At 61.2% G+C, this 25450-nt stretch carries 23 protein-coding genes and 1 tRNA gene; 12 read left to right on the top strand and 12 right to left on the bottom strand.

Annotated elements, in window-relative coordinates; all coding sequences use genetic code 11:
• Nucleotides 1-11 precede the first annotated feature (11 nt).
• The 6 genes from AB9K34_RS04835 to AB9K34_RS04810 form a co-directional block, all read right to left on the bottom strand.
• On the bottom strand, nt 12-1409 hold the full coding sequence (locus AB9K34_RS04835) for an amidase (protein ID WP_369953301.1): 1398 nt from the start codon (nt 1407-1409) through the stop codon (nt 12-14).
• An 86-nt stretch (nt 1410-1495) separates the two neighbouring features.
• Nucleotides 1496-3289, bottom strand: a complete 1794-nt coding sequence (locus AB9K34_RS04830) for a calcium-binding protein (RefSeq protein WP_369953300.1) — start codon at nt 3287-3289, stop codon at nt 1496-1498.
• A 180-nt stretch (nt 3290-3469) separates the two neighbouring features.
• Entirely contained in the window at nt 3470-4960 is a 1491-nt protein-coding gene (locus AB9K34_RS04825) for a calcium-binding protein (RefSeq protein ID WP_369953299.1), read from the bottom strand.
• Between the two features lie 93 nt (nt 4961-5053).
• Complete coding sequence (gene prfB / locus AB9K34_RS04820) at nt 5054-6181, bottom strand: peptide chain release factor 2 (protein WP_369953298.1); 1128 nt, start codon at nt 6179-6181, stop codon at nt 5054-5056.
• 84 nt (nt 6182-6265) lie between these two features.
• A complete protein-coding gene (locus AB9K34_RS04815) occupies nt 6266-8818 on the bottom strand; it encodes a penicillin-binding protein 1A (protein WP_369953297.1) in 2553 nt (850 codons plus the stop codon).
• Nucleotides 8819-8952: 134 nt separating this feature from the next.
• Nucleotides 8953-10098 carry a pyridoxal phosphate-dependent aminotransferase gene (locus AB9K34_RS04810; RefSeq protein WP_369953296.1) on the bottom strand — a complete coding sequence of 382 codons (1146 nt, stop codon included), beginning with the start codon at nt 10096-10098 and terminating at the stop codon, nt 8953-8955.
• Between the two features lie 204 nt (nt 10099-10302).
• Here AB9K34_RS04810 and AB9K34_RS04805 point away from each other — a divergent pair, with 204 nt between their 5' ends.
• A complete protein-coding gene (locus AB9K34_RS04805; RefSeq protein WP_369953295.1) occupies nt 10303-11052 on the top strand; it encodes a DsbA family protein in 750 nt (249 codons plus the stop codon).
• Nucleotides 11053-11217: 165 nt separating this feature from the next.
• Here the strand turns inward: AB9K34_RS04805 and AB9K34_RS04800 are convergent, their stop codons facing one another.
• Nucleotides 11218-11700, bottom strand: a complete 483-nt coding sequence (locus AB9K34_RS04800; protein ID WP_369953294.1) for a disulfide bond formation protein B — start codon at nt 11698-11700, stop codon at nt 11218-11220.
• On the bottom strand, nt 11697-12275 hold the full coding sequence (locus AB9K34_RS04795) for a YqaA family protein (protein WP_369953293.1): 579 nt from the start codon (nt 12273-12275) through the stop codon (nt 11697-11699). The genes AB9K34_RS04800 and AB9K34_RS04795 overlap by 4 nt, the downstream gene beginning before the upstream one ends.
• A 200-nt stretch (nt 12276-12475) precedes the next feature.
• On the opposite strand from AB9K34_RS04795, the gene AB9K34_RS04790 reads away from it, so the two are divergent.
• Nucleotides 12476-12561 (top strand) — tRNA-Leu (locus AB9K34_RS04790).
• A gap of 278 nt (nt 12562-12839) precedes the next feature.
• Here the strand turns inward: AB9K34_RS04790 and AB9K34_RS04785 are convergent.
• The 4 genes from AB9K34_RS04785 to ppk2 form a co-directional block, all read right to left on the bottom strand.
• Nucleotides 12840-13451 carry a DNA-3-methyladenine glycosylase I gene (locus AB9K34_RS04785; protein WP_369953292.1) on the bottom strand — a complete coding sequence of 204 codons (612 nt, stop codon included), beginning with the start codon at nt 13449-13451 and terminating at the stop codon, nt 12840-12842.
• Nucleotides 13452-13454: 3 nt separating this feature from the next.
• Nucleotides 13455-13742: a YciI family protein gene (locus AB9K34_RS04780; RefSeq protein WP_369953291.1), complete on the bottom strand. Its 288-nt coding sequence runs from the start codon at nt 13740-13742 to the stop codon at nt 13455-13457.
• Between the two features lie 6 nt (nt 13743-13748).
• A complete protein-coding gene (locus AB9K34_RS04775) occupies nt 13749-14330 on the bottom strand; it encodes a TetR/AcrR family transcriptional regulator (protein WP_369953290.1) in 582 nt (193 codons plus the stop codon).
• A gap of 472 nt (nt 14331-14802) precedes the next feature.
• Nucleotides 14803-15777, bottom strand: coding sequence for a polyphosphate kinase 2 (gene ppk2, locus AB9K34_RS04770; protein WP_369953371.1), 975 nt, complete (start codon nt 15775-15777; stop codon nt 14803-14805).
• 190 nt (nt 15778-15967) lie between these two features.
• Between ppk2 and AB9K34_RS04765 the strand changes: the two genes are divergently transcribed.
• From AB9K34_RS04765 to AB9K34_RS04720, 10 genes are all read left to right on the top strand, one after another.
• Nucleotides 15968-16864, top strand: coding sequence for an alpha/beta fold hydrolase (locus AB9K34_RS04765; RefSeq protein WP_369953289.1), 897 nt, complete (start codon nt 15968-15970; stop codon nt 16862-16864).
• 83 nt (nt 16865-16947) lie between these two features.
• The gene (locus tag AB9K34_RS04760; protein ID WP_369953288.1) at nt 16948-18198 is read left to right on the top strand and encodes an NAD(P)/FAD-dependent oxidoreductase; all 1251 of its coding nucleotides are present in this window, start codon (nt 16948-16950) and stop codon (nt 18196-18198) included.
• A gap of 26 nt (nt 18199-18224) precedes the next feature.
• The gene (locus AB9K34_RS04755) at nt 18225-19196 is read left to right on the top strand and encodes a TRAP transporter substrate-binding protein (RefSeq protein WP_369953287.1); all 972 of its coding nucleotides are present in this window, start codon (nt 18225-18227) and stop codon (nt 19194-19196) included.
• 59 nt (nt 19197-19255) lie between these two features.
• Nucleotides 19256-19969, top strand: a complete 714-nt coding sequence (locus AB9K34_RS04750; protein WP_369953286.1) for a TRAP transporter small permease — start codon at nt 19256-19258, stop codon at nt 19967-19969.
• Complete coding sequence (locus tag AB9K34_RS04745; protein WP_369953285.1) at nt 19966-21276, top strand: TRAP transporter large permease; 1311 nt, start codon at nt 19966-19968, stop codon at nt 21274-21276. The genes AB9K34_RS04750 and AB9K34_RS04745 overlap by 4 nt, the downstream gene beginning before the upstream one ends.
• Nucleotides 21240-22193, top strand: a complete 954-nt coding sequence (locus AB9K34_RS04740) for a hypothetical protein (RefSeq protein WP_369953284.1) — start codon at nt 21240-21242, stop codon at nt 22191-22193. Before AB9K34_RS04745 ends, AB9K34_RS04740 begins: the two co-directional genes overlap by 37 nt.
• A 314-nt stretch (nt 22194-22507) precedes the next feature.
• Nucleotides 22508-23089, top strand: a complete 582-nt coding sequence (locus AB9K34_RS04735; protein ID WP_369953283.1) for a hypothetical protein — start codon at nt 22508-22510, stop codon at nt 23087-23089.
• Nucleotides 23079-24026, top strand: a complete 948-nt coding sequence (locus AB9K34_RS04730) for a ketoacyl-ACP synthase III (protein WP_369953282.1) — start codon at nt 23079-23081, stop codon at nt 24024-24026. Before AB9K34_RS04735 ends, AB9K34_RS04730 begins: the two co-directional genes overlap by 11 nt.
• Nucleotides 24023-24256: an acyl carrier protein gene (locus AB9K34_RS04725; protein ID WP_369953280.1), complete on the top strand. Its 234-nt coding sequence runs from the start codon at nt 24023-24025 to the stop codon at nt 24254-24256. The genes AB9K34_RS04730 and AB9K34_RS04725 overlap by 4 nt, the downstream gene beginning before the upstream one ends.
• Entirely contained in the window at nt 24253-25344 is a 1092-nt protein-coding gene (locus tag AB9K34_RS04720) for a hypothetical protein (RefSeq protein WP_369953279.1), read from the top strand. Before AB9K34_RS04725 ends, AB9K34_RS04720 begins: the two co-directional genes overlap by 4 nt.
• Nucleotides 25345-25450 lie beyond the last annotated feature (106 nt).

The following is a 25450-nucleotide window of genomic DNA, read 5'->3' as shown; positions in this document are numbered from 1 at the left end:
GATCGCCTCGACTACAGTGGCGGGCGATGTGCCGGCCAATCGGTCGCCGCGTGATAGGCCGCGCCAAGCGCCAGCAGCTTCGCGTCGCTCCCGCGCGGCCCGAAAATCTGGACCCCCATCGGAAGCCCCCGAGAACCGAACCCGGCCGGAACCGCCAGCGCCGGCAAACCGATCAGGCTGACCGGAACGACGACCTGCATCCATTGATGATAGGTGTCCATCGCCGTGCCCGCGATGCTGGTCGGATACGGGATATCCGCGTCAAAGGGCCAGACCTGCGCCGTGGGCAGGACCAAGGCATCATAGGTCTCAAACAATGCCGCCGCCGTCATGAACCACTGCGACCGGATCACGCTGGCCTTGTGAACATCGAGGGCCGACAACCCAAGCCCGCGTTCGGTTTCCCAGATCGCGGTGTCTTTCAACTCGGCCCCTTCCGCCAGAAAACCCGATAATCCTGTCGAAACCTGCCAGGCCCGCAGATCGATCCAGCTTTGCCAGATGGCCTCTGCCGAAAACGGGGCGGCGAGCGGCTCAACCACACAACCGAGCGTTTCCAGCACCTTGAGCGCGTCGCATGACAGGTCGAGAATGCCCTCTTCCATCGGATATGCCCCGCCCCAGTCGCCCAGCCAGCCGATCCGCAGACCCTTGGGGTCCGCGGCAGACAGCGGCGCGACCGGGTCCACCGGCAACCCGTGCGGTTGCCTCGGGTCAGGTCCGGAAATCACGTCGAGCAGGATGGCGATATCCTCGGGCGAGCGTGCCATCGGACCCAATGTCGACAACTGGTGCAGAAAAATATCACCCTCCGGCTCGGACGGCACCCGTCCCCAGCCGGGTCTGAACCCGTAGACATTGTTCCAGGCTGCCGGGTTGCGCAGGCTTCCCATCATGTCCGACCCGTCCGCCAGCGCCGTCATCCCTGTTGCCAGGCTCACCGCCGCCCCGCCCGACGAGCCTCCGCAACTGCGAGACGTGTCATAGGGGTTCCGCGTCGCACCATGCACCGGATTGAACGTATTGCTGCCAAGCCCGAATTCCGGCGTATTGGTCTTGCCGATCAGGATGGCACCCGCCGCGCGCATCCGGGCGGCAATCATGTCATCTTTTTCGGGCACATTATCGGCAAAGATCGGCGAGCCGAATGTCGATCGCACCCCGGCAACATTGACGAGATCCTTGACCGCGATCGGCAGGCCGTGCAACGGGCCGCGTCTGGCACCATTGTCGAGGTCGCGCGCCTCGGCCATGAGTTCGTCCGGGTCCCGCAACGACACAATCGCATTGACCGCACCGTTCACCGCATCGATCCGCGCCAATGTCGCCTGCATCAGCTCGCTCGCGGACAAAGACCCGTCGGACAGTTTGGCGAGCAGGCTGGTTGCCGTTTGCTGGGTCAGGGACATGGGGCAGTTCCTCGGACAGTCGTGCTGCCAAACTAGCCGCTGCCCCGGACCATGCAACCCCCTGATTGCAGGGGCACAACCCGATCTCAGGCCATGACGAAATCAAAGTCTGCCGGCGTCAGAACCAGACCGGCCTGCCCTGCCAGCACAATGGTTCCATTGTCATGTTCGATCTCGCGATTTCCGCCGGAATTGGAGAACGTGAGATCCCCGAACCCACCGGTATGACCGACCAGGCGCAGCGTGTCAGTCCCGTCGGCAAAATCAACAACGGTATCCGTACCGCTCCTCCTGCCAAATACGAAGATATCCGCTCCACCATTGCCGCGCAGGGTATCATTGCCGAAACCGCCATCAATGGTATCGCGGCCGGCACCACCGATCACGGTGTCGCGGCCGATCTGTCCAAACAGCTTGTCGTTGCCCGCATCGCCCCTGATCGTGTCATTGCCGCTGCCGCCCAGTATCCGGTCTGCACCCCCCTTGCCCGAGATGACATTTCTGCCGGCATCACCTGTCAACGTATCCGCGCGCTGGCTGCCGATGAGGTTCTCGACGCCGACGGCACTGAAATATCCGGCGTCGCTGGCAACTTCCTGATAGGCGCCATTCAAGGCCAGGCTAAAGGTCACCCCCTGTGAAAATGCGTGAAAGCTCAGGGTATCGGCACCGGCACCGCCGCGAATGACAACCCCCTCGTCTTCGGTGGTATAGAACAGGTCCCGCACGTTGATCCGGTCGTTGCCGCGACCGGTGCCGACAAGACCGGCCCCCCCCGAGCCGAGAGTCACCACATCATTGCCGCCAGAGGTCGAGATGTTTTCGACCCAGCCGGTTTCGCCGTTCCCGGTGGTCACCCTGTCGGCCCCGTTCCCGAGGCGAACCGATCCGGCAAGATAGGTCAGATCCACCACCGTACTCTGGTCGTCGCTTGCGTCATCCCGTCGGTCGGTTATTTCGATTGACCCGATATAGCCATTCGCGGAGCCCGTGATCTGATGCGACTGGGTGGTGTCGGATGTGAACTTGATGCTCGCGACTCCCCCGCTGCCGATGGTCACGTCCGAACTGACTTCCCACCCGAAGATGGTCTGCACGCCGCCCTTTCTGGACGAAAAGGTCAGATCGCTGTCAAAGACACGGATCGATTCCGCGCGCGCCGTTCCGAAAAGCGCGATCGAGACGTCGCCCTCGCCGCCCCGGAAACTGTCCAGACTGCTGCCTGCGAGCACCCTGACATCACTCGCTCCACCGAAATCCTTCAACATCTCTATGAGGCCGCCATTTCGCACAACGACCGTGTCGTTCCCTTCCCGCATATTGACCGAGGACACGCGCCCGGCATCCACCACAAGACTGTCATCGAGCGTTCCGAAACCGATGCTCTGCACTCCACCGCGCACGGTGAAGTCGCCGCGCCCCCGGTAGATGTCGATCCCGCCGATATTCCCGACCGCGGTGTCGAGCCTGTTCACATCGGCGCCAAGGCTGATCCAGTGCATCCAGTCGTTCTGGGCGCCCAGCGTGATGTCATGCAGATCACCCTCCCACCCGTTCATGTAACGCACCCTGGTCGATGTCAGCTCGACATCGGAATTGTAGCCAAGGTTCAGATATTCGATTTCCCGACCGGCAGCGTTATCGGCATCCACGATCCGCGTGATGTGATCGTCACCGGCAACCTGCAACATCCGGATACGCCAATCCGATCCGGTCAGGTTCAGGGTCGCATCCAGATCGTCGGGCGCTTCTACGAAAACCGAATATCTGTCAATCGTCGGCCGGGACCCGCCGGTGTTCCAGGAAACTGCACTTGCGCCAGGCAAACGCGGAACGTCGTTTACACCATCAAATGTCACATTCAGAAACCGCGTTGGCATTATTCTTCTCCTCTAAAATATATGTGCTGGATAATGGGAATTTCTTAACATAAATTGCGCCAAAAATACAGATACCGAGGCAAAGCTTCCCGGCCGCTTGAATGCGGCGGAACTTTCGCGCGGCTTCAGCGCGCCCAATGTCCGGTTGAATGTGGCTCTCGGCCCGTCGGCCGTATCCGGTCAGACGAAATCGAAATCGGAATCCGACAGGTCTAACCCGGCCAGACCGACCAGGGTGATCGATCCGTTGTCATGCTCCACACGCAGGTTGCCGTTTTGGTCACGGATGTCCAAGGTCTCGAACCCGCCGACATGGCCCTCCAGGCGCAAAAGGTCACTGCCCTGCTCGAAATCGACAACCCGGTCCTGACCGCTCCGGTCACCGAACACGAATATGTCGGCGCCGCTGCCTCCGGTCAGAATGTCGGTCTGGGTCTCGTCCGAACCTTCGGGCCCGAAATCGCGACCGCCGTCAAGCGTATCGTTGCCCGCGCCCCCATGCAGCCGATCCGATCCCGCGCCACCGTCCAGCGTGTCATCGCCGCCACGACCGCGCAGCCGGTCATCGCCGTCATCACCGGACAGCCTGTCGGCCCCATCATTGCCGATCAGAGTGTCGTTTCCCGTCCCGCCGTCGACCGCACCGGTCGTGATCCCGGTCGCAGTCAGCTTGTAAAAATCATCGCCCGCGCCAAGACCGATATCGCCGACAATCGTGCCGTGATTGATCAGTCGATAATCGGCCTGGCTCTCGCCGCCATTGATGTTGCCCGAGATCACGCCGGTATTCACGATATCCGTGTTGCCAGACCAGCGATGATCGACCAACGCATCGATATCGCCGCTGATCACCCCGGAATTGCGCAGGATCAGGTCACCCGCGCTGTCGAGCCAAATACCCAGATTTCCCGCGAGCGTACCCGAATTTACCAATCGCAAATCGGCATCCTGCAAATGGATCGCATCCCCGACCGTGCTGATACTGCCAGAATTGGTGATGGTCGCCAGTTCATCGCCATCCGTCAGTTCGATCGCGTGCGACACGGACGCAAGGATCGTTCCCTCGTTTCGAATGACGAGTTCCTGATGACCGTTAGAAGACACGCCGAAAGCGCCGGAAATCACCGAGACATTGCGGATCGCGCCACCGGCATCAAGAAGTTCGATGGCCGCGCCGTCGCCCGAAGAAATCCAACCACGGTTGAAAATCGCGGCATACCCGTCCGACTCGTCACCCTGACTGGCGATCCTGATCCCGACACCTGTGCCATGCACGGTGCCGGATACTCTCAGCACCGTGTCGGGCGATGCCGTTTCAATTCCGCCATAAGTGCCGCGTATATCTCCGGCGACACGAATATCCGCGCCGAATCCTTGAAAGACCAGCAGCCCAAATTGCCCGGAAAGATATCCGGTTTGACCAACACTGATGTCCGAGCGCAAACCCTGCCCGACCCCGGTTCCCTGATCCGAAACCAGTGCAACAGCAATCCCGTCCGCCTGAATCCGCCCCATGAGTTGAAGGGTGACGCCGATATCCGCCTCTGTGCGGTTGGTCAGACCGAGGAAATCATCGGTGAACACACTGCCGAAGGGCGTGACGATGACCTCATCGGACAGGTCCAGGAAATAGGTCGACGTCAGATCGCCGTCGATGATCTCGGTGGCCATGACGCGCTCCTGTGCTCGGGCACGTGATCGCTAGCGAAAAAGCATGACGGAATTGCGGCGTCTCGGGGCGGACGTTGCGTCACCGCAAGCCCGTCAGCCCTCGGCCCGTGCCTCGGCCCGGCTCTTGCCGGTCACATCCAGCGCCAGCGTCGCGCCCATGAATCCATCCAGATCGCCGTCGAGCACTCCCTTAGTGTCCGAGGTTTCGTAGTTCGTGCGCAGATCCTTGACCATCTGGTAGGGTTGCAGGACGTAGGATCGGATCTGGTTGCCCCAGCCGGCGTCGCCCTTGTTTTCATGCGCTTCGTTGATGGCGGCGTTGCGCTTGTCGAGTTCCAGCTGATACAGCCGCGACTTGAGCGCCTTCATCGCGATGTCGCGGTTCTGGTGCTGGGATTTCTCCGAGCTTGTCACCACGATCCCCGTGGGGTGATGGGTGATCCGCACCGCCGAGTCCGTGGTGTTGACGTGCTGCCCGCCCGCCCCGGAGGACCGGTAGGTGTCAACGCGGATATCCGCCGGGTTGACCTCGATTTCGATATTGTCATCCACGACCGGATATACCCAGACCGAAGAGAACGAGGTGTGACGCTTGGCGGCGCTGTCAAAGGGGCTGATCCGCACCAGCCGGTGCACACCGCTCTCGGATTTCAGCCAGCCATAGGCGTTCTGACCGCTGATCTTGTAGGTTGCCGACTTGATTCCCGCCTCGTCGCCCGCGCTTTCTGATTGCAGCTCGACCTTGTAGCCCTTTTTCTCGGCCCAGCGAACATACATCCGCGCCAGCATCGACGCCCAGTCACAGCTCTCGGTGCCGCCCGCACCGGCGTTGATCTCCAGAAAGGTGTCATTGCCATCCGCCTCACCATCCAGCAGCGCCTCAAGCTCTTTCTGCGCGGCCTTGACGGCAAGGGATTTGAGTGCGGTCTCGGCATCGGCGACCACCTCTTCATCCTCTTCCATCTCGCCCAGTTCGATCATTTCGACATTGTCCGAGAGGTCGCGTTTGATCGACTCGTAGGTCTCCATCGCGTCAACCAGCGTCTGCCGGTCGCGCATCAGCTTTTGCGCGGCATCCGGATCATCCCAAAGGTTGGGATCCTCGACACGTGCATTGAATTCCTCGAGCCGGTGCGGCGCGGTTTCCCAATCGAGCCGCTGCGCCAGCAGCTCCAGCGATTTCTCGATCTCGGCAACGGTGTTCTGGGTTTCGGCGCGCATGGCAATCCTAGCGGTTCAGTCTGTGAGACCCGGTGATAAACCAGCCCCGCCAGCGCGGCAAGCACCGCTTGCGCCCATAGGGCGTCAATACAATCCGCCCGAACTCACGGTGCCGAAATTCGCCTTGGGTCCGACAACCGCGGTGCCACCGGTAGATGTCTTGACCTGCCGCCCGCCGCTCTGCACCTCTTCCACCAGAGGCAGGTTCGATCCCATAGCGAAACCGCCGTCATAGGTACGGCCGAAATCGGGATCGGTGCCATCGCGGAAATACTCGGCAACGACATTCGGGCCGCTGGCGCTGTCCGGCAGACGCCCTCCGGTAAAGCGGTCGATCTTGATGAAATAGCCACCCGGCGGCACTTCGAACGGGCCGCCGCCATATTTCTCGGTCGCCTCGAGCATGAAGGACTGGAACACCGGACCGCAGAGCGACGATCCGTAGGCGCTCCGCCCGAGGGGGCGCGGACGGTCATAGCCGATATAGCACCCGGCAACGATATTGCTGGTAAAGCCGATGAACCAGACGTCGCGCGCCTCGTTGGTGGTGCCGGTCTTGCCCGCCGTCGGCACCGGCAGCTTCACGACGCCGCTCGCGGTGCCGCGATCGACGACCCCCTTCATCATCGAGGTCAGCTGATACGCCGTCACCGCGTCCATCACCCGTTCGCGATCGCTGACGATCCGGGGGGTCGCACCAGGTTGCAGCGCCGCCGAGTCGCAATCGACGCAATCGCGCTTGTCATGCCGGTAGATGGTCTTGCCATAGCGGTCCTGGATCCGGTCAACCAGCGTCGGCTCCACCCGTTCACCGCCATTGGCAAACATGGCATAGGCCGCAACCATCTTGTAAAGCGTCGTCTCCTCCGAGCCGAGCGCATTGGCCAGATACGGTCCCATATCATCATACACGCCGAATTTCTCGGCATAATTGGCCACCGTGTACATGCCCACCTCTTGTGCGAGGCGGATGGTCATCAGGTTCCTTGACTGTTCGATCCCCGTACGCAGCGGCGTCGGCCCGTAGAACTTGTTGGACGAGTTGCGCGGTCGCCAGAGCCCCTGCGGCGTGTTCACCTCGATCGGCGCATCGACCACGATGGTCGCCGGGCTATAGCCGCTGTCGAGCGCGGCAGCATAGACGAATGGCTTGAAACTCGACCCCGGCTGGCGCTGTGCCTGGGTGGCACGGTTGAACACAGAATCCTGATAGCTGAACCCGCCCTGCATCGCCAGGACACGGCCGGTATTGACGTCCATCGCCATGAAGCCGCCCTGCACATCGCTGACCTGGCGCAGCGTCCAGCGGATGAACGAACCGTCATCGTCATTCGTCATCGCGCGCACCAGCACAACGTCGCCCACATCCAGCAGGTCGCCGGCCACCTGCGCCTTGCGGCCCAGCGTTCCATCACGATTGCGCTTGCGTGCCCATTGCACATCTTTTGCGGTGATCCAGTGCCCGTCGGCGTCCTCTTCGACACCTTCAATGCCGATCCGGGCGTCCTGCGCGCCCATCTCCAGAACCACTGCCGGGTGCCATTCGCCGTTCAGGACGACATCGCGCGGCACGTCGGCAGAGAGCAGCGCCTCGCGCCAGCTTGCCTCATCGGTCAACTTCTCGGCAGGGATCGTGTCTTCTGTACCGTGCCAGATGCCAAGCCCACGGTCATAACGCTCCAACTCACGTCGCAGCGACTCAGCAGCGACCGTCTGCATTTCCTCGTCGATAGTGGCGCGCACGCTAAAGCCGCCGGTAAAGAACTCGCCGTCGCCGAATTCATCCTTCAACTGGCGTCGAATCTCCTCGGTGAAATAATCGCGCGGCGGCAGGGCCGTGCGGAAGCTCTCGAAATCACCGTTCTGAACCGAACGCAGCGGCTGTTTCACCTCGTATTCAAAGGTCGCGTGGTCGATATAGCCGTTCTCGTACATTTCGCGCAGCACATAATTGCGCCGCTGGGTGACCCGTTCCTTGGCGAGAACCGGATGGTATTTGCTGGGTGCTTGCGGCATCGCGGCCAGCATCGCCGCCTCGTGCGGTGCAAGCTCGGCCAGCGTCTTGTTGAAATAGGTCTGGCTCGCCGCCGCAACACCATAGGAGTTCTGCCCGAGGAAAATCTCGTTCAGGTAGAGTTCGAGGATCTGTTCCTTGTCCAGCGTCTCTTCGAGCCGGGCGGCAAGGATGATCTCCTTGATCTTGCGCTCGATCTTGCGATCCGCAGACAGCAGGAAGTTCTTCATCACCTGCTGCGTGATCGTCGAGGCACCGCGCACGTTCTGGCCACGCGATTTCACCGCCTCGAACGCCGCCACCGCGATGCCGCGGGTATCATAGCCCTTGTGCGTGTAGAAATTCTTGTCTTCGGCTGAGACAAACGCCTCTTTCACAAGGTCCGGAATCTCGTCCGCCGGCGCAAACAGCCGGCGTTCCTTGGCGAATTCGTCGATCATGTGACCTTCACCGGAATAGATCCGGCTGATCGTGGGCGGTTTGTAATTGGCCAGCGATTCGTGGCTGGGCAGATCCCGGCCGTAGATCCAGAAAATGGCGCCGATGCTGAGCGCCAGCACGGCGATACCAAGAGTGACGAGCGTAAAAATCGCTCCAAAGAAGGATAGGACGAAACGGATCACGGGATAGCCTCTGCTGGCGCGCTGGCCTCTATATAGGGATGAGCAGCGAGAGCGTCAAAACACAACGCGAAATAATACGAGGCCCTGTCGTCAGGTCAGCGGAAACACACGCATGGCCCGCGTCGCACACGCGACTATCCCCGTTCCGCCATGAACCGCGCAAGGCGCTTCAGCCCCTCTTCGATATCCTCGGTCGAGCGCGCGTAGGAAAACCGCAGCGTCCGGTGCCCGCGCACCGGATCGAAATCGAGCCCCGGCGTCACCGCTACCCCGGCCTTGTCGAGAATCTCGGCGGCAAAGGCGCGGCTGTCATCGGTGAGGTCGGACACATCGGCATAGACATAGAACGCCCCGTCCGGCGGCGCGATGTTAGTAAAGCCCGCCTTGGGCAACCCGTCGAGCATCAGCGCGCGGTTGACCCTGTAGACATCCAGATTCGCGGTCAGCTCGCTCTCGCAATCCATGGCCGCCAGCGCCGCCACCTGGCTGGCATGGGGCGCACAGATGAACATATTCTGCGCGATCCGTTCCAGCACGCGCACGTGGTCCTGCGGCACCACCATCCAGCCCACCCGCCAGCCGGTCATGCTGAAATACTTGGAGAAGGAATTGATGACGTAACAATCGTCGGTCAGTTCAAGCGCGCTCACCGCTTTTGAGTCGTATTCGATCCCGTGATAGATTTCGTCGCTGATGAACGATGCGCCCTGCCCCGCCGCCGCGTCGATCAGCGCGCCCATCGCGGCGCGATCGAGCATCGTGCCGGACGGATTGGCCGGCGAGGCCACCATCAACCCGGCGAGATCGAGACCGGAAAAATCCGCCGGCACCGGTTGCAGGCGATTGCCGGGCGCAGTCGGCAGATCGACCGGCACCAAATCCAGCGCCCGCAGGATCTGGCGATAGCTCGGATAACCCGGCGCTCCGATCCCGACGCGGTCACCGGTGTCAAAAAGCGCGGTGAAAGCCAGCAGGAAACCGGCGGAAGAACCGGACGTCACCACCACACGGCCCGGATCGAGATCGACATCGTACCAATCGCCGTAGAGCCGCGCGATCCGCTGGCGCAACGCGGGCAGCCCAAGCGCGACTGTATAACCAAGCGGCTGGCTGTCGAGCGCGTGGCTCAGCGCGCGCATCGCCCCTTTGGGCGCACCGGTTCCCGGTTGCCCCACCTCCATGTGAATGATCCGCCGCCCGGTGTCTTCTGCCCGCCGCGCAGCCTCCATGACATCCATCACGATAAAGGGATCCACCTGTGATCTGGTTGAATTTCGCATGTCGTTCTCCGGCGCTGGCTCCCGGCGGTTTGAGCGCGTATCCGCTCCAAGGTCAATGCCGGCCGCGGAAAACCCGCATTTGACAGGCCGCGTTCGTGCGCACACACAGGGGCACAAGGTCGTTACCGAAAGATCCGACACCTTGGCAGCGGACAAAAGATATGTTCATTGCCCCCAAGCAGCTTTCAACAAGGATGTCCAAACATGATCCGCTTTGCCGCCCCCGCCCTCACTGCGGTTGCCCTGTTCGCCGGATCGGCCAGCGCCGCCGATCTGACCGACCTCACGGAGGCCGAGCGTGCCGCATTCCGCGACGAGGTGCGTGCCTATCTGATGGATAATCCCGAGGTCATCATCGAGGCCGTCGACCTGCTCAAGGAACGCAACGCCGAGCAGCAGGCACAGGCCGACGTTGCCCTCGTCGAAGACAACGCCGATGCGCTGTTCAATGACGGCTATTCCTGGGTCGGAGGAAATCCGGACGGCGACATCACGCTGGTCGAATTCATGGACTATCGCTGTGGTTACTGCCGTCGCGCCAAGCCCGAAGTGGACAAGCTGCTCGCCGCGGACGGCAACATCCGGCTGATCATCAAGGAATTCCCGATTCTCGGCGACGCATCGGTTGCATCCTCCCGCTTTGCCATCGCGACGCGCAAGGTGGCGGGCGATGAGGCCTATGAACAGGTGCATGACGCGCTGATGGAACTGGACGGCGACGTCAACGACGTGATCCTAGGCCGGCTCGCCGAAGGTCTGGGTCTGGACAGCGCCGCGATCCTTGCCCGCATGAACGATGACGACATCACCGCAGAGATCGCCGAGACCCGCGCGCTGGCGCAGCGCCTGCAAATCAGCGGCACGCCGACCTTCGTGCTGGAGGACGAACTGCTGCGCGGCTACCTGCCAGCAGATCAACTCGAAATCATCGTCTCTGAAAAACGCGACGGCTAAATCTCCGAGCGCCCCGATGTCCCGACCCGTCGCCTGCTTGCGAGGCGGTGGGTCGATCGATCCCTGATCGTTCCGGGCCAACAGGAACTGGTGCTGCCGCAGCCAGCCGCGACCACGTGAAATATCCGGTATCGCCGCCGCGTTGATATTCTGGTGTCATCCGGGTCAGGCTTGACGCGACACCCCTTCGCGCGGATACCGCAGCGCGGCCAGCCACAGCAGCGCCAGCACCAGAGACAGAATCATGTTCCAGCTGGCCATGGACAGCCCGAACAATTCCCACGCCACGTCATTGCATCGCACCATCGGCGCCGTCATGATCTGGTCCAGCAACTGCTGTGGCGTCATCCCCTCGGTCGACCCCGAAGAGCAGGTGGTCGGCCCCTCCCACCATCCGCGTTCGACCCCGGTGTGATAGCCGCCGATTGCCGCCGTGGCCAACGCGGCCAGCGCCCCGAGCATGAGCAACATGCGATCGGGCACGACGAGCGCGACAAGGCCGATCACGATGGCCGCCGCATGGGGCCAACGCTGCCAAAGGCACAGGTCGCAAGGCGCCAGACCACCGATATACTGGAAGGCAAAGGCCCCCGCGAGCAACGCAAGAGAGCCGCCGGACGCGGCGAGGATGCAAAGCCGCCGTGTCATAGGTATTTCACCGCCGCAAAACCCCCGATCAGCAAGAGGACAAAGGCCGTGAACACCAGCCCCAGCCGCTTTTCGATAAAGCCGCGCACCGGCGCGCCGAATGCCCGCAGCAAACCCGCGACCACAAAAAAGCGCAACGCCCGGGCCAGAATCGATGTCGCGACAAAGGTGCCGAGCGGCATCCCCGTCCAGCCGGACATGATCGTGATGACCTTGTAGGGAAAGGGGGTGACTCCCGCTGTCAGAACCGCCCAGAAGCCGAAATCGTTGAAACGTGTGTTGAACTCGGCCATCGCGTCGGCCTTGCCCATCGAGGCGAGAATCGGCTGCCCGATTTCTTCATAGGCGAACGCACCGATGGCATAGCCCAGCAACCCGCCGAGCACCGAGGCAACCAGCGCCACGCCGGCAATGATCCAGGCGCGCCGTGGCTGGGCAAGGATCATCGGGATCATCAACAGGTCCGGTGGAATCGGAAAGACCGAGCTTTCGAGGAAGGCAACCACCGCAAGCCACCACAGCGCATGCGGATGGTCGGCAAGCCGGATTGTCCAGTCATACATCTTTCTGAGCATCGCGTCTCACCCTTGGCCAGATGGTCGGTTTCGCAAACCACGCGGTGCACACAGGGTCAACAGGTCACACACATTTTTTCCGCCAAACCCGCGCCGCTGCCGCCTGACACCCAGGGTCCGCCGAAATAATGTCAGTCGCCGCGCGCCCGCGCATGTTCTGTCTGGACGCCCCGGATTCCCCGCGATATACGCAGCCTCGTGCCCGAGTGGTGGAATGGTAGACACGACGGATTCAAAATCCGTTGCCCTGACGGGCGTGCCGGTTCAAGTCCGGCCTCGGGTACCACCCTGTCCATACGAATAGCCATAATTCGGTCTATACCGGTACGTCGTTTGCTGCGGCTCTGTCGCTCGTCGCGCAAACACGCATGCCGAACGTCGACGGGATTTGTCCATTGTAATCTCAACACCCTCTTGAGAACACATGGGCAACATTCGACCGACAAAAAAATGCGTTTTTCGTAACGGTTTTGACCAGGGCGGACACGGTCGGAGTGGCTACCATGCGGACAAATCCAGCGTTCGCTACGGCTGCGCCAATGTCCGCTTTCTCTGCTGTCAGACTTAGCGGCCCGGTCGCACAAACTCTGACCTTACCCGTTCGACCCTTTCCCTAACGACACAGCCTTTTGCATGATCGTTGATCAATCCCATAGCCTGCATGAAAGCGAATATTGTTGTTGGACCAAGAAATTTCCAACCACGTTTTTTCAACTCTTTGGAAAGCGATTGCGAAGCTGCGGACGTGGAAACCGTTTGCGGCTCGGCCAGTTCTTCACACTTGGGTTCAAAACGCCAGACGAAGGCAGCGAGCGATCCTTCCGCCCTGACCAATTCAGCCATACGACCGGCATTGTTAATCGTCGCTTCGATCTTGGCCTTATTCCGAACGATGCCGGTATCTTCCATCAGTCGCGCAAGATCAGCGTCTCCGAACTCGGCAATTTTCGCATAGTCGAACCCGGCGAATGCGGCTCTGAAATTCTCCCGCTTGGTCAGAATCGTGCGCCAACTCAAACCGGATTGGAAACTCTCAAGGCAGAGTTTCTCGAAGAGACGGGTGTCGTCGGCCACCGGATAACCCCATTCCTTGTCGTGATAGTCTAGGAACTCCGGCGCCGCAGCCGACCAGCTACAGCGCGGTTCACCATCGGGTCCTGTGAAGAGCTCTGGCATCGCTCAGGCTTTTAAGACGTCAAGCGCGGGTGTCGTCTTCTTGACGTCGACTTCGGCGACCTCGGCAATGACGACATCGTGCTCTACAAACGGATCGTTATTGATACGCCTCGCGATCTCTTCGCGGCTTTCTCCTGTCGCCAGAATCGCACCGCCACCTTCCGGCGTCAGGGAGCCTACACATTGAAAGATGCCTTCCTCGAAACCCTGAGCGATCCATTCGTTGTGGGCCGACATGAAATCCGAGGCGGCTGATTTGTTTTCGGAGAACCGGAGATAGATGATGAACACGGTTGTCTAGCCTTTCGTTGATGTTTGATCGGGAAGTCGGTCAAGCCACGTCTCCAGTTCGGAGACTTCCGCCCTGAGGAATGCCTCGTCCTTGAGGGCGGAGGCCATCACTGCGACGCCTTGCGAGCGGGCGAGGACATGCAAGGCCAGAGCATCGGCATCATCCTTATGCCCGAGCGCCCTGAATTGATCGGCAAGCCAGTCGCGAAACAGGCCGAAAATCTCGGCGGCGCGGGACTCTGCGATGTGATCCAGCTTGGCAAGCTCGGTGGTGAGCGTCCCGACCGGGCATCCGAACGCCATGATCTTGGTTCGGTTGGCGATGAGGATGCGGATGAAAGACAAAATTCGGTCTTTCGGTGCGACGTCGGTATCCCAGGTTTCGAGCATCGCCCGCGTTGCCGCCATGCGACGGCTGATCACCGCGTCCAGAATATCGTCCTTGGATTTGAAGTGGTGGTAGAAGTTGCCGCGGGAGATACCAACCGCACCCGCAATGTCCGCAAAGGATGTCGCTTCGAAACCTGCCTCGTAGAAGAGGGCATCCGCCTTTTCTTCTATTCGTTCGCGTGTACCTGATCGTGACATGGGGACCTCCGCAGAGTCACTGCAATCCAACACTAGGACGTTCGTCCTAATTTGTCAAACATGGACTCTGAAAGCGGCCGTTCAGGTATCGCGCGGCAACCGGCAAGATAGGCTTCAAAACCAACCTTTAGGTTTTCATGAAGTGGTGCACTCGCGCGGCGGGTACGGATCGGTGTTCGTTTCGAGCGGACGTCGAGCCAGGGCGCTATCGCAGCCAAAGGGAAAGTTGCGATCCGAAAGGGCGAGGTCCTGACTGTTGAGCGGGCGGACTGCTGATTTCAGGTGGAAATTCACCATCCTTCCAACCCGGTCGAAGTAGCGGAGTTGCGCAGTATCGAGGCAGATTACCGCTTGCGAAATGACCCGGTGGCGTGCAGGCGGCACATCGATTCGACGCGGGTCGATGCCCACGCTCTGCCCGCAACAAATAAGAACCAGAGCAGCCGTCGATCCATGATGCCGCAGGTCGTGGTCAGTCGCGGCTCTGCGCGGGGCCGGCAGTTTTTGTCCGGCTGTCCGGATGCAGCGCCGTTCCGAGAATGTGGTTCGATTTGTGAATGACGTGATGCGCCTGCCCGACGATCAGGGGGTCGGGCGCGCCGACGACCGCCTCGTCCTTGTCCGGATAGTCAAGCGAGGACAGGAAATGCCGCATACAGTTCAGCCGTGCGCGTTTCTTGTCGTTGGACTTGATCACCGTCCACGGCGCATCGGCAGTGTCGGTGTAAAAGAACATCGCCTCCTTGGCTTCGGTATAGTCGTCCCATCTCGACAACGACGCCTTGTCGATCGGGCTCAGCTTCCAGCGTTTCAGCGGGTCGGTCTCGCGGCTGACGAAACGCCGTTTCTGTTCGTCGCGCGTGACCGAGAACCAGTATTTGTAAAGCCGTATGCCCGACCGAACCAGCATCCGCTCCAGTTCCGGGGTCTGTCGCATGAATTCCAGATATTCCGCCGGATCGCAGAAATTCATCACCCGTTCGACCCCGGCGCGATTGTACCAGGACCGGTCGTAGAACACCATTTCACCGACCGTCGGCAATTCCTGCACATAGCGCTGGAAGTACCACTGGCCCTTCTCCTCCCAGGTCGGCTTGTTCAACGCGACGACACGGGCAGAGCGTGGATTCAGATGCTCCATGAACCGCTTGATGGTGCCACCCTTGCCCGCCGCATCGCGCCCCTCGAACAGCAGCACGAATTTCTGACCGGTCTCCTGGCCCCAGAGCTGCACCTTGAGCAGTTCGGCCTGCAATTTTGCCTTGTCCGCCTCGTATGTGCGGCGGCTGAGTTTGCGGGGATACGGGTATCGGCCGCTTTCGAACGCGCGCCGCACCTGTTCTTTCGTGGGGCCGGCCGGCGGCTGCACCGCCCCGGCGTCCGGCGCGACCGATATCCCGATCACCTGCCCGGACGTGTCGGTCGCCCCCTCGGAAGCAACATCCATATCGAGCGGGGTCGAGTCGGCGGTGGTGGACAGGGTCATGGGCGTCTCCGGCTGGGGTTTGGTTCCCTGCCCGCCTAACCGGCCTTTGGTTCGCGCACCTTGATCCCCGTCAAGAAACTGTCACATTCAGAGCCACGGCGCGCACCGGGATGCCAGACTGCGCGCAACAGGCAACACAGGAGGCCAGAACATGACCAATGGGGTGCGGACCGAAACCATCCTGCTCGGCGGAAACCCGTTCTTCCTGCGCCATTGGGGAGACGATGTGTTGCCGCCGCTGCTCATGCTGCACGGGTTTCCCGAATACGGCGGGGCCTGGGCCGATCTGGCCCCGCTGCTGGCAGATCGCTTCCACTGTATCGCGCCCGATCAGCGCGGGTTCGGCCAGAGCTGGGCCCCCGAGGGCGTCGAGAATTACACTGCCTCGGCACTGGTCGGCGACATGGCCGAACTGATCTCGCAGATCGGCGCTCCGGTCACCGTGATGGGGCATGACTGGGGTGCGGCGGTCGCCTATGGGCTGGCCATGTTCAAACCCGAGCTCGTCAAGCGCCTGATCATTGCGAACGGCGTGCATCCGGTGCCGTTCCAGCGTGCAATGGCATCTGGCGGCGCGCAGTCAGAGGCCAGCCAGTACATCAACTTTCTGCGCCGCGACGACAGCCACGACCTGCTCGCCGCCGACGGGTTCGCCAGGATGCAGGACCTGTTCCTTGCCAAGATGGACACCGGCTGGCTGACCGAAGAAGCCCGTGCCGCCTATCTCGCCGAATGGTCGCGGCCGGGGCGGCTCCGGACGATGATCAACTGGTATCGCGCGTCGCCGCTGCGGATCGCCGAGCCGGGCAAGCCCCTGACCGACCTGCCCGATCTGCCGGTTGATCGCCTGATGGTCCGGTGTCCGCATCTGCTGATCTGGGGCGAGCGGGATACGGCACTGCTTCCGGAATCGACGGCCGGACTGGATGCGTTCGCAACCGATCTGACCCGCGTGACCCTGCCCGATCTGGATCACTGGCTGATCCATCAGGACCCGCAGACCATTGCCGATGCGATCAATGCCTGGCTGGCCAAGATCGACGCTTGACACGGCACCAGGACGTTTCGCGAAAAACCGTTGGCATTTAATTCGTTAACACGTCAATCTGCGGGGGAATGACGGGGGAATACGTGACAGGGAAAAATTCAGAGGTATTGGTCATCGGTGCCGGCATCGTCGGTGTATCGACCGCGCTTTGGCTGCAACGCGCCGGTCTGAATGTCACGCTGACTGACCGGAGCGGTCCCGCCAGCGGCACCTCCCACGGCAATGGCGGCATTCTGGCGGCCTGTGCCGTCGTGCCGGTCACGGTTCCGGGATTGCTCGCCAGGGCACCGCGAATGCTGCTTGATCCCGACCAGCCGCTGTTTCTGAAATGGCGCTACCTGCCGCGCCTGCTGCCCTTCCTGCGCCGATACCTTGCCAATGCAACCGATGCGCAGGTCGAACGGACCTCGCGCGCGCTGACGGACTTGCTCGGTGATTGTGCGGATCAGCATATCGCCCTGGCGCAGGGCACGCCTGCCGCGGCCTATGTCCGCCCGGGCAGTTATCTCTTTGGCTATCCGGACAAGGCCGCCTTCGACGCGGATGGCTATGTCTGGTCGATCCGTCGCAAGCGCGGTTACAGGTTCCGGGAAATGACCGCGGACGACATGGCCGCCCATGACCCGGCACTGGCAGGCCGCTTTGGCTATGGGGTCGAATGTCCCGATCACGGGCTGATCACCGATCCGGGTGCCTATGTGAAAGCGCTGGCCGAGCATTTCGTGGCCAATGGCGGCACATTGCTGACAGATGAGATTACCGGCTTCGATCTCAGCGGAGACATCGTGACAGGCGCCCGCACGCGCGCGGGCGCGATTGCCGCCGACAGTTTCGTGCTCGCCACCGGTGTCTGGAGCGGATCTCTTGCGCGTCAGCTTGGTATCACGGTGCCACTGGAATCAGAGCGCGGATACCACGTCGAATTCGTGAATCCGTCGATTACCCTGAAATCGCCCATCATGGTGGCGGCGGGCAAATTCGTGGTCGGTTCCATGGAAGGACGCCTGCGTTGTGCGGGGGTCGTCGAATTCGGAGGGCTCGACACCGGCCCGTCCCGTGCGCCGTTCGACCTGTTGAAGCGACAGGTCGCCGCGCTGTTTCCGGACCTCACCTATGACAACATTGTGGAATGGATGGGCCATCGTCCGGCAACGGCGGATTCCATTCCCGCAATCGGACAGGCACCAGCCGCCAGGAATGTCTATGTCGGCTACGGGCACCATCATATCGGCCTCAGCGGCGGCCCCAAGACGGGGCGCTGGTTGGCGCAGATGATCACCGGGCAACCGGTCAACACCGACCTGTCGGCCTTTTCACCGGCGCGACAGGCATGAACCCAATCAACAGAGGGGATATCAGGATGCAACTGACGAAACTGCTGGGCGCGACCGCCGCCACACTGGCCCTGGGGGCCGCAGCCCAGGCTGAAAACTGGGATATGCCAATGGCCTATGCCGCGTCGAACTTTCATTCCGAGATGGGCCAGGTCTTTGCCGACAAGGTGGGTGAATACACCGGCGGCGCGCTTGAAATCACCGTTCACCCGGGCGGCGCGCTGTTCAAGGGCGGCGAGATCAAACGCGCCATCCAGACCGGGCAGGCTCCGATCGGTGAACGCCTGATGTCATCGCACGCAAACGAGACTCCGTTGCTGGGCTGGGACAACGTCCCGTTCCTCGCCACCTCCTTTGCCGACAACGAAAAGCTCTGGCAGGCTGCCAAGGAACCGGTCAATACCGCGCTTGCCGAACAGAACCTGGTGACGCTCTATACCTGCCCGTGGCCGGGTCAGGGGTTCTACTTCAAGAAAGAGGTAAACTCCTCGGCCGACACCCAGAACGTCAAGTTTCGCAGCTACAACACCGCCACCGCCACCTTCGCAGAAGAGCTGGGCATGATACCGGTGCAGGTCGAGGCCGCCGAACTGAGCCAGGCCCTGGCCACCGGCGTTGCCGAGGCCTTCATCTCGTCCGGCTCGACCGGCTATGATCGCAAGGTCTGGGAGCAGCTCAGCCATTATTACAAGGTCAACGCTTGGCTGCCGCGCAACTACGTGATGGTCAACAAACAGGCCTGGGACGGGCTGGATGACGACACCCGCGCCGCGGTTCAGAAGGCCGCCGATGAAACCGGCGCCGCCTGTCTCGCCAAGGCGGAAGAGCTGTCGAACTGGTATTTCGAACAGCTCGAAGCCAATGGCATGACCGTGACCGACGCAGGGCCGGAATTCCTGGCAGAGTTGCAGGCGATCGGCGCGAAGATGCAAGAGGATTGGCTCGCAGTCACCGGCTCCGAAGGTCAGGCGATCATCGACGCCTACACCGCCCGGTAACACGCCAACCGGCGGCGCACCCGGCCGGGATGCGCCGCCATTCCTGACGGAGAGACTGAATGAATGACTGGTCCGCCTGGATGGGGCTGCCCTTGTGGGTCTGGCTGTTCGTGCTGCCGACGGTTCTGGTGGCGCTCTGCGCGCTGCGTCCACGGGCGGCACAACGCCTGCTCGCGCCGCTCTGGAACATTCTGGACCGGCTTTATCTTGTCAGCGGCGCGATCTCCGCGTTCTTTCTGGTGATGATCCTGGTGATCATCGTCTTGCAGATGGTCACGCGCTGGAGCAGCATCGCCTTTCCCGGTTCGACCGAGTTCGCCGGGTACGCGATGGCCGCAACCTCGTTCTTCGCGCTGGCCTATGCGCTCAATCGCGGCGCGCATATCCGGGTGTCGATCTTCCTTAATCTCAACGCGTTCACACGACGCTGGCTGGATTTGCTCGCGACGTTCCTCGCAGCGATCATCGCCACGTATTTCGCGCGCTATGCCGTCAAGACGAACCTGCTCTCAAAGATGCTGAACGACCGCACGCAGGGGCAGGACATGGTCCCCGAATGGCTGTTGTCTTTTTTCGCGACGTTCGTCACGGCACCGGGCAAATGGCCCGCGCTATGGGCACAAACCGGTGACGGATGGGTCTATACGCCCATCTGGTTGCCACAACTGCCGATGTCGATCGGAACCATCCTGCTTGCAATTGCACTCTGGGACAACCTGACCCGTATGGCGGCCACCGGCCAAAGCCGGATCAAGACGGAGGCCATGGAATGAGCGAACTTTACGCCACGATCATCTTTCTCTTTGTGCTCTTCGCCCTGCTGGGCAGTTCGGTCTGGGTCGGGCTTGCACTGATGGGCGTTGCCTGGGTCGGCATGGAGCTCTTCACCAGCCGGCCTGCGGGTGATGCCATGCTGACCACCATCTGGTCGGGTGCCTCCAGCTGGACCCTGACCGCCCTCCCATTGTTCATCTGGATGGGCGAGATTCTCTATCGCACGCGGCTGTCCGAAGACATGTTCCGCGGTCTCGCGCCCTGGATGCGCGGCCTGCCCGGCGGGCTGCTGCATACCAATATCGCCGGCTGCACGATCTTCGCCGCTGTCTCCGGCTCGTCTGCGGCGACGCTGACCACCGTGGGCAAGATGTCGATCCCGGAACTGCGCGCGCGTGGCTATCCGGAATACATGATCATCGGAACGCTGGCCGGCGCCGCGACGCTGGGTCTGATGATTCCGCCGTCACTGACGCTGATCGTCTACGGCGTCACCATCAACGAATCGATCACCAAGCTATTCATGGCCGGGATCATACCGGGCCTGGTTCTGGCAGGGCTTTTCACGACCTACATCATTGCCTGGCATTTTCTGCGCAAATCCGAACACGCCCGCCCCGAGCCAAAGCTGAGCCTGGCCGAGATGCTGCGCGAAAGCCGCTTCCTGATCCCGGTTCTGCTGCTGGTGTCGCTGGTCATCGGGTCGATGTATTTCGGCTGGGCCACGGCGACCGAGGCGGCGGCGGTCGGGGTACTCGGTTCGCTGGTGCTGGCCGGCGCACAGGGCTCGCTCAGCTGGTCGACCTTCCGCGAAAGCCTGATGGGCGCGACGGCGACATCGGCGATGATCGCCCTGATCCTGATGGGGGCTTCGTTTCTGTCGCTCGCGATGGGCTTTACCGGCCTGCCGCGCGCGCTGGCCGGATGGATCGACCAGATGAACCTGACGCCGGTGGTGCTCATCATGGCGCTGACGCTGTTCTATATCGTGCTCGGCATGTTCCTGGACGGCATATCCTCGGTCGTGCTGACGATGGCGATTGTCGAACCGATGATCCGGGACGCCGGGATCGACGTGATCTGGTTCGGCATCTTCATCGTGGTCGTGGTCGAGATGGCACAGGTCACCCCGCCGATCGGTTTCAACCTCTTCGTGCTGCAAGGCATGACCAACCATGAAATCTCCTATATCGCAAAGACGGCGATCCCGATGGTTCTGCTGATGATGGTGATGGTGGTGATCCTTGTGATCTGGCCCGAACTGGCCACATGGCTGCCCGAAAACATCCGGCAATCGCCTGGATGATCTCGTTCGACCCGCTGCTTTTCGCATCGCGTTATGCGCGCTCGATCCTGGTGGCCGGGCTTGCGGTCGGCATCGCCCTGCCCGGGCTTGCAGAGATCCTGTCACGCTGGATTCCCGAGATGGTGGTCATCCTGCTGTTTTTCGGTGCCCTGCGCCTGTCACCGGCCGATCTGCGGTTGCTGGGCAGTGGCCTGCCGCGTGCCACGGCATATGTCCTGATCGCGCAACTGGCCCTGCCGATGGCGATCCTGGCGGTCGCCTTCGCCCTCGATGCCGCGCACTCCGCCGTGACGCTGGCACTTGTCCTGCTGGCCTGCGCGCCCCCTATCGTCAGCAGCCCCAACATCGCCGCCATCATGCGGCTGGATGTGGCGACCGCGATGCAGCTGATGAGTATGGGAAGCGTGTTGCTGCCGCTGACGGCCCTGCCGGTGTTCTGGCTGCTGCCCGCACTTGGCCCGCCGGAACAGGTTATCGCCGCAACCCTGCGACTGGTTCTGACCATCCTGCTTGCCGGGGGCGGCGCGATCATCCTGCGCCGTGTCGCATTCTCCAAAGCCGGTCCCGCAGCCGTAACCGTGCAGCGCATGGATGGGCTATCCGTGGTTGCTCTGGCGATATTCGTCATCGCGCTGATGGCCTCTGTCTCCGAGGCGATAACACAGGACACGGCAACCTTCCTGTTCTGGCTGATCGTCGCATTCGCCGCGAATTTCGGCACCCAGCTCTTCATGCTGTGCTTTGGCCGCGATCCGGTCAGCGGTGCCCGCGCCCTCGTCGCCGGCAACCGGAACGTGTCTCTTTTCTTCGTCGCCCTGCCCCCGGACGTGACCGCGCCGCTGCTGGTCTTTCTGGGCTGCTATCAGCTCCCGATGCTGCTGACCCCGGTACTGCTGGCGCGAGCCTATCGCCACTAGACTGCCGGGACCGGAGCCACCACGTTCAGACGCCCGGCGATGCGCTGGCCGATAGACCGCAGATCCATAGGCCTTTGCCATCGCGCCATGACATCGCGTTGGAATTCGTCAGAACCCAGTTGACGATACGTCCGCTGGCATTTCCTGGAATTACGTCGGTTTCGCCGTTGGCGGTATATCGGTTCGCGACCGCGCAAAAACACGTCACCTATGCATCTGGGAAATCCAATAGGCGCTTGCCGCGCTGCGGCGCTTCCAATACGCAGGCTTTGAAGATGCCCACCTGAACGGGGCGACGCTCAGAGGAGCCTGCATTGACGCTGCAACATATCCCTTTTCATCTTGATTGCCCGTTCCGCGAAGCGCGCAGCTATGTTCACAGCGCAAGCCTGTGCAACGAACTGACCGCGCGTTTCGCACCTTATGACGCGATGTCTCTGGTGCTCCGGAACTGGATGACGAGCCGGGTCTGCTTTACGCCCGTCGACGCCCCCCGCCCCAAGAGCGGCTCGGGCCATGTGACGATCACCCGCGGCGACGTGACCCGCAGCTGGGAATTGTCCGAAGACACCGATATGCCCGTGGTCAGACGCGACAGCTATGACGAAGCCGCCCTTGCCGACCCTGCGGACGTGACTGAAAAAACCATCCATTCGGAGCCAAAGCCCGGCGCGACGGTCTTTGACCGGTTGATCGCCGCCAACAAGGTTCTGATCAACAAGGAGCTTAATCCCGGGGTCAAATTGATCGCCGCCAAAGTCTCTCTGGGTCGTTTCCTGCCGAATGATGCGCCCTTTGATCTAGAGCTTGCCTCGCACATGGGAACGCGAATATTCAAGTCGCGAATTCTGTCGAATGGAACCTCTTGTGGAGAATTGGTTTTTTATGGCGAATAACCCCTTTGCGATTTCCGAGATCGGCACCTATCTGCCCGAGACGCGCCTCGACAATGTGCCCCGGGCTGAAAAGTTCGAATACGATCTCGATTCCCTGCGTTCCAAGATCGGTTTCAAGGCAACCGCCCGCAAGGACGCGGAACAGGAAACCAGCGATCTCTGCGTCGCCGCATTCTCGGATCTGACCCACAAACTGGGTGATGATTTCGACGCGGACTCGCTCGACCTGATCGTGGTCGTGACCCAGCATCCGGATGGTCACGGGCTGCCGCATTGTTCCGCTATAGTGCATGACAAGCTGGGCCTGCCCGCGTCCTGTTTCGCATTCGACATCTCGCTGGGCTGTTCGGGCTTCGTGTCGGCGCTGGCGACCGTTTCCGGGCACCTGATGGCAGCGGGTGGACAGCGCGCGGTGATCTTTACCGCCGACCCCTATTCCAAATCGCTCAGCGAGGATGACAAGAACACCTCGATGATCTTTGGCGACGCGGCAACCGCGACCCTGATCGAGCCGGGTTCCTCCTGGCGCATCGGCGCGTTCGACTTTGGAACCAAGGGGGAAAAGGCCGCAGCCATCCGTCGGAACGCAGACGGCGTATTGGAAATGAACGGACGCGCGGTTTTCGATTTCTGCGCCCTCAACGTTCCCAAGAGCCTCAAGCGTACGCTGGCCGCCAACGATCTGGTCGCCGAGGATATCGACGCGTATGCGCTGCACCCCGGCTCCAAGTTCATCGTCGACACGGTGTGCAAACGCGCGCGTATTCCTGCGCCCGACGTGCTGCCCTGTGCCGCCTATGGAAATACCGTTTCTTCCTCGATTCCGCTCATCCTCGCCGATCTCGATCGCGCCGCGGTCCGGACCGTCATGGTCTCGGGGTTCGGCGTCGGCCTTGGCTGGGCGACAACCATTCTGACGACAAAGGAAACCCAATGACAATCGAAGCCAAAATTCGCGAGATCATCACCGAAAATGTCGACGGTATCGATGGCAGCATGATCAAGGCAGATGCCAAGTTTTTCGACTCCGGGCTGGATTCCCTGGACCTGGCGACCGTGCTTCTCGAAGTGCAGGAAGAGTTCGATGTGGTGATCGCGGAAGGCGACGAAGACAAGTACGACACGTTGAACAGCCTCGTCGCCTATGTCTCGGAGTCGCAAGCGTGAATCCACTCCACCTGTTCAAGCGCAAAGCGGCGCAGCCAGAGCGCACCGGAACGGATGACGACATGGCAGACGCAGAAGCGCGCCCGCTGCTGAAACTTCTGGAAGATGCGCGCGACATTCTCTGGGATGCTGACCGGCGCGAAGAGACACAGCAAATCCTGAACCGGATCGAACAGCTGCCGCCCCGGCAAGGTGGCGCCCAACGGCGTGCGAAGCTGGGCGTTTACAAATCTCTCGCTCATTGGCGGCTGACCGGAGAACTGGTTCCGAATTACCGGAACATCAACGAAGCCCGTATCCAGTTGTGGGAACTGGAACGCGACTGCCCGGTTTTCGAGTTCCAGAAACCGTTCCTCGCGGGGATCGCCGCAACATATCCGCAAGCGCAGGGACCGAACGAACTTTCCTCGCTTTATCAGACGATTGACAGTGTGAAACCGACACCGCGCATCGATCCCGAAGAGGGGATCGTCGTCATCCGCCGCCCCGGCGCCACCCGCACCCTGATGATGTTTCCCGGCATCCCCTATCTGATGTCCAACCTGACGACCTGTCTTCTGGACCGCGCGATTGGTCAGCCCCTGAACGCCAATGTCATTGCCTGTTTTGACAAGGCGCGTCTTCTGTATCTCGGCGGCATAAGACAGATCGGAAACCGACAGCAGACGCTTGCCTACCTGCACGATCTGCTTGATGAGTTTCGCGACACCCAGATTACCGCGATCGGAGGATCTGCCGGTGTCTACGGTGCCCTGCACATGAGCTGCGATCTCGGGATCGACCACGTCATTGCGACGTCTGGCCCGACGTCTTTTGAACTTGGGGTCGAAGCCGAGAATCGCCAGCACTTCAACCGTGCGCAAGCTGCGGCAGAAGCGGGCGAACTCGAACTCATCGATCTGATCAGCGTCGTCAAAAACTCGGGAATCAAGCGGGTCGATTTCTTTGTCGGAAAATATCACGAATTCGACATGTCACAGATGACCGCGCTGAAGGACAATACCGATATCGTCGTTCCACATCTCTATGAGTCCGACAAGCATACCGTAATCGTCCTGACCTGCCCCCCTTCGGTCCCTCGTTCATAACGAGAGTCTGCGGGTTTGATCTTGATAATCATGGGTTTCGGTTTGGGCAAGCGCGCCGGGCGCGGAGCCCTCAAATTGCTCAAGCGCTCGGCGCGCTTGCAGTGGC

This window comes from Sedimentitalea sp. XS_ASV28, from assembly GCF_041224545.1.
In the GTDB taxonomy this organism is placed as follows: Bacteria; Pseudomonadota; Alphaproteobacteria; order Rhodobacterales; family Rhodobacteraceae; genus Sedimentitalea.
This window is presented reverse-complemented; position numbering and strand designations above follow the sequence as displayed.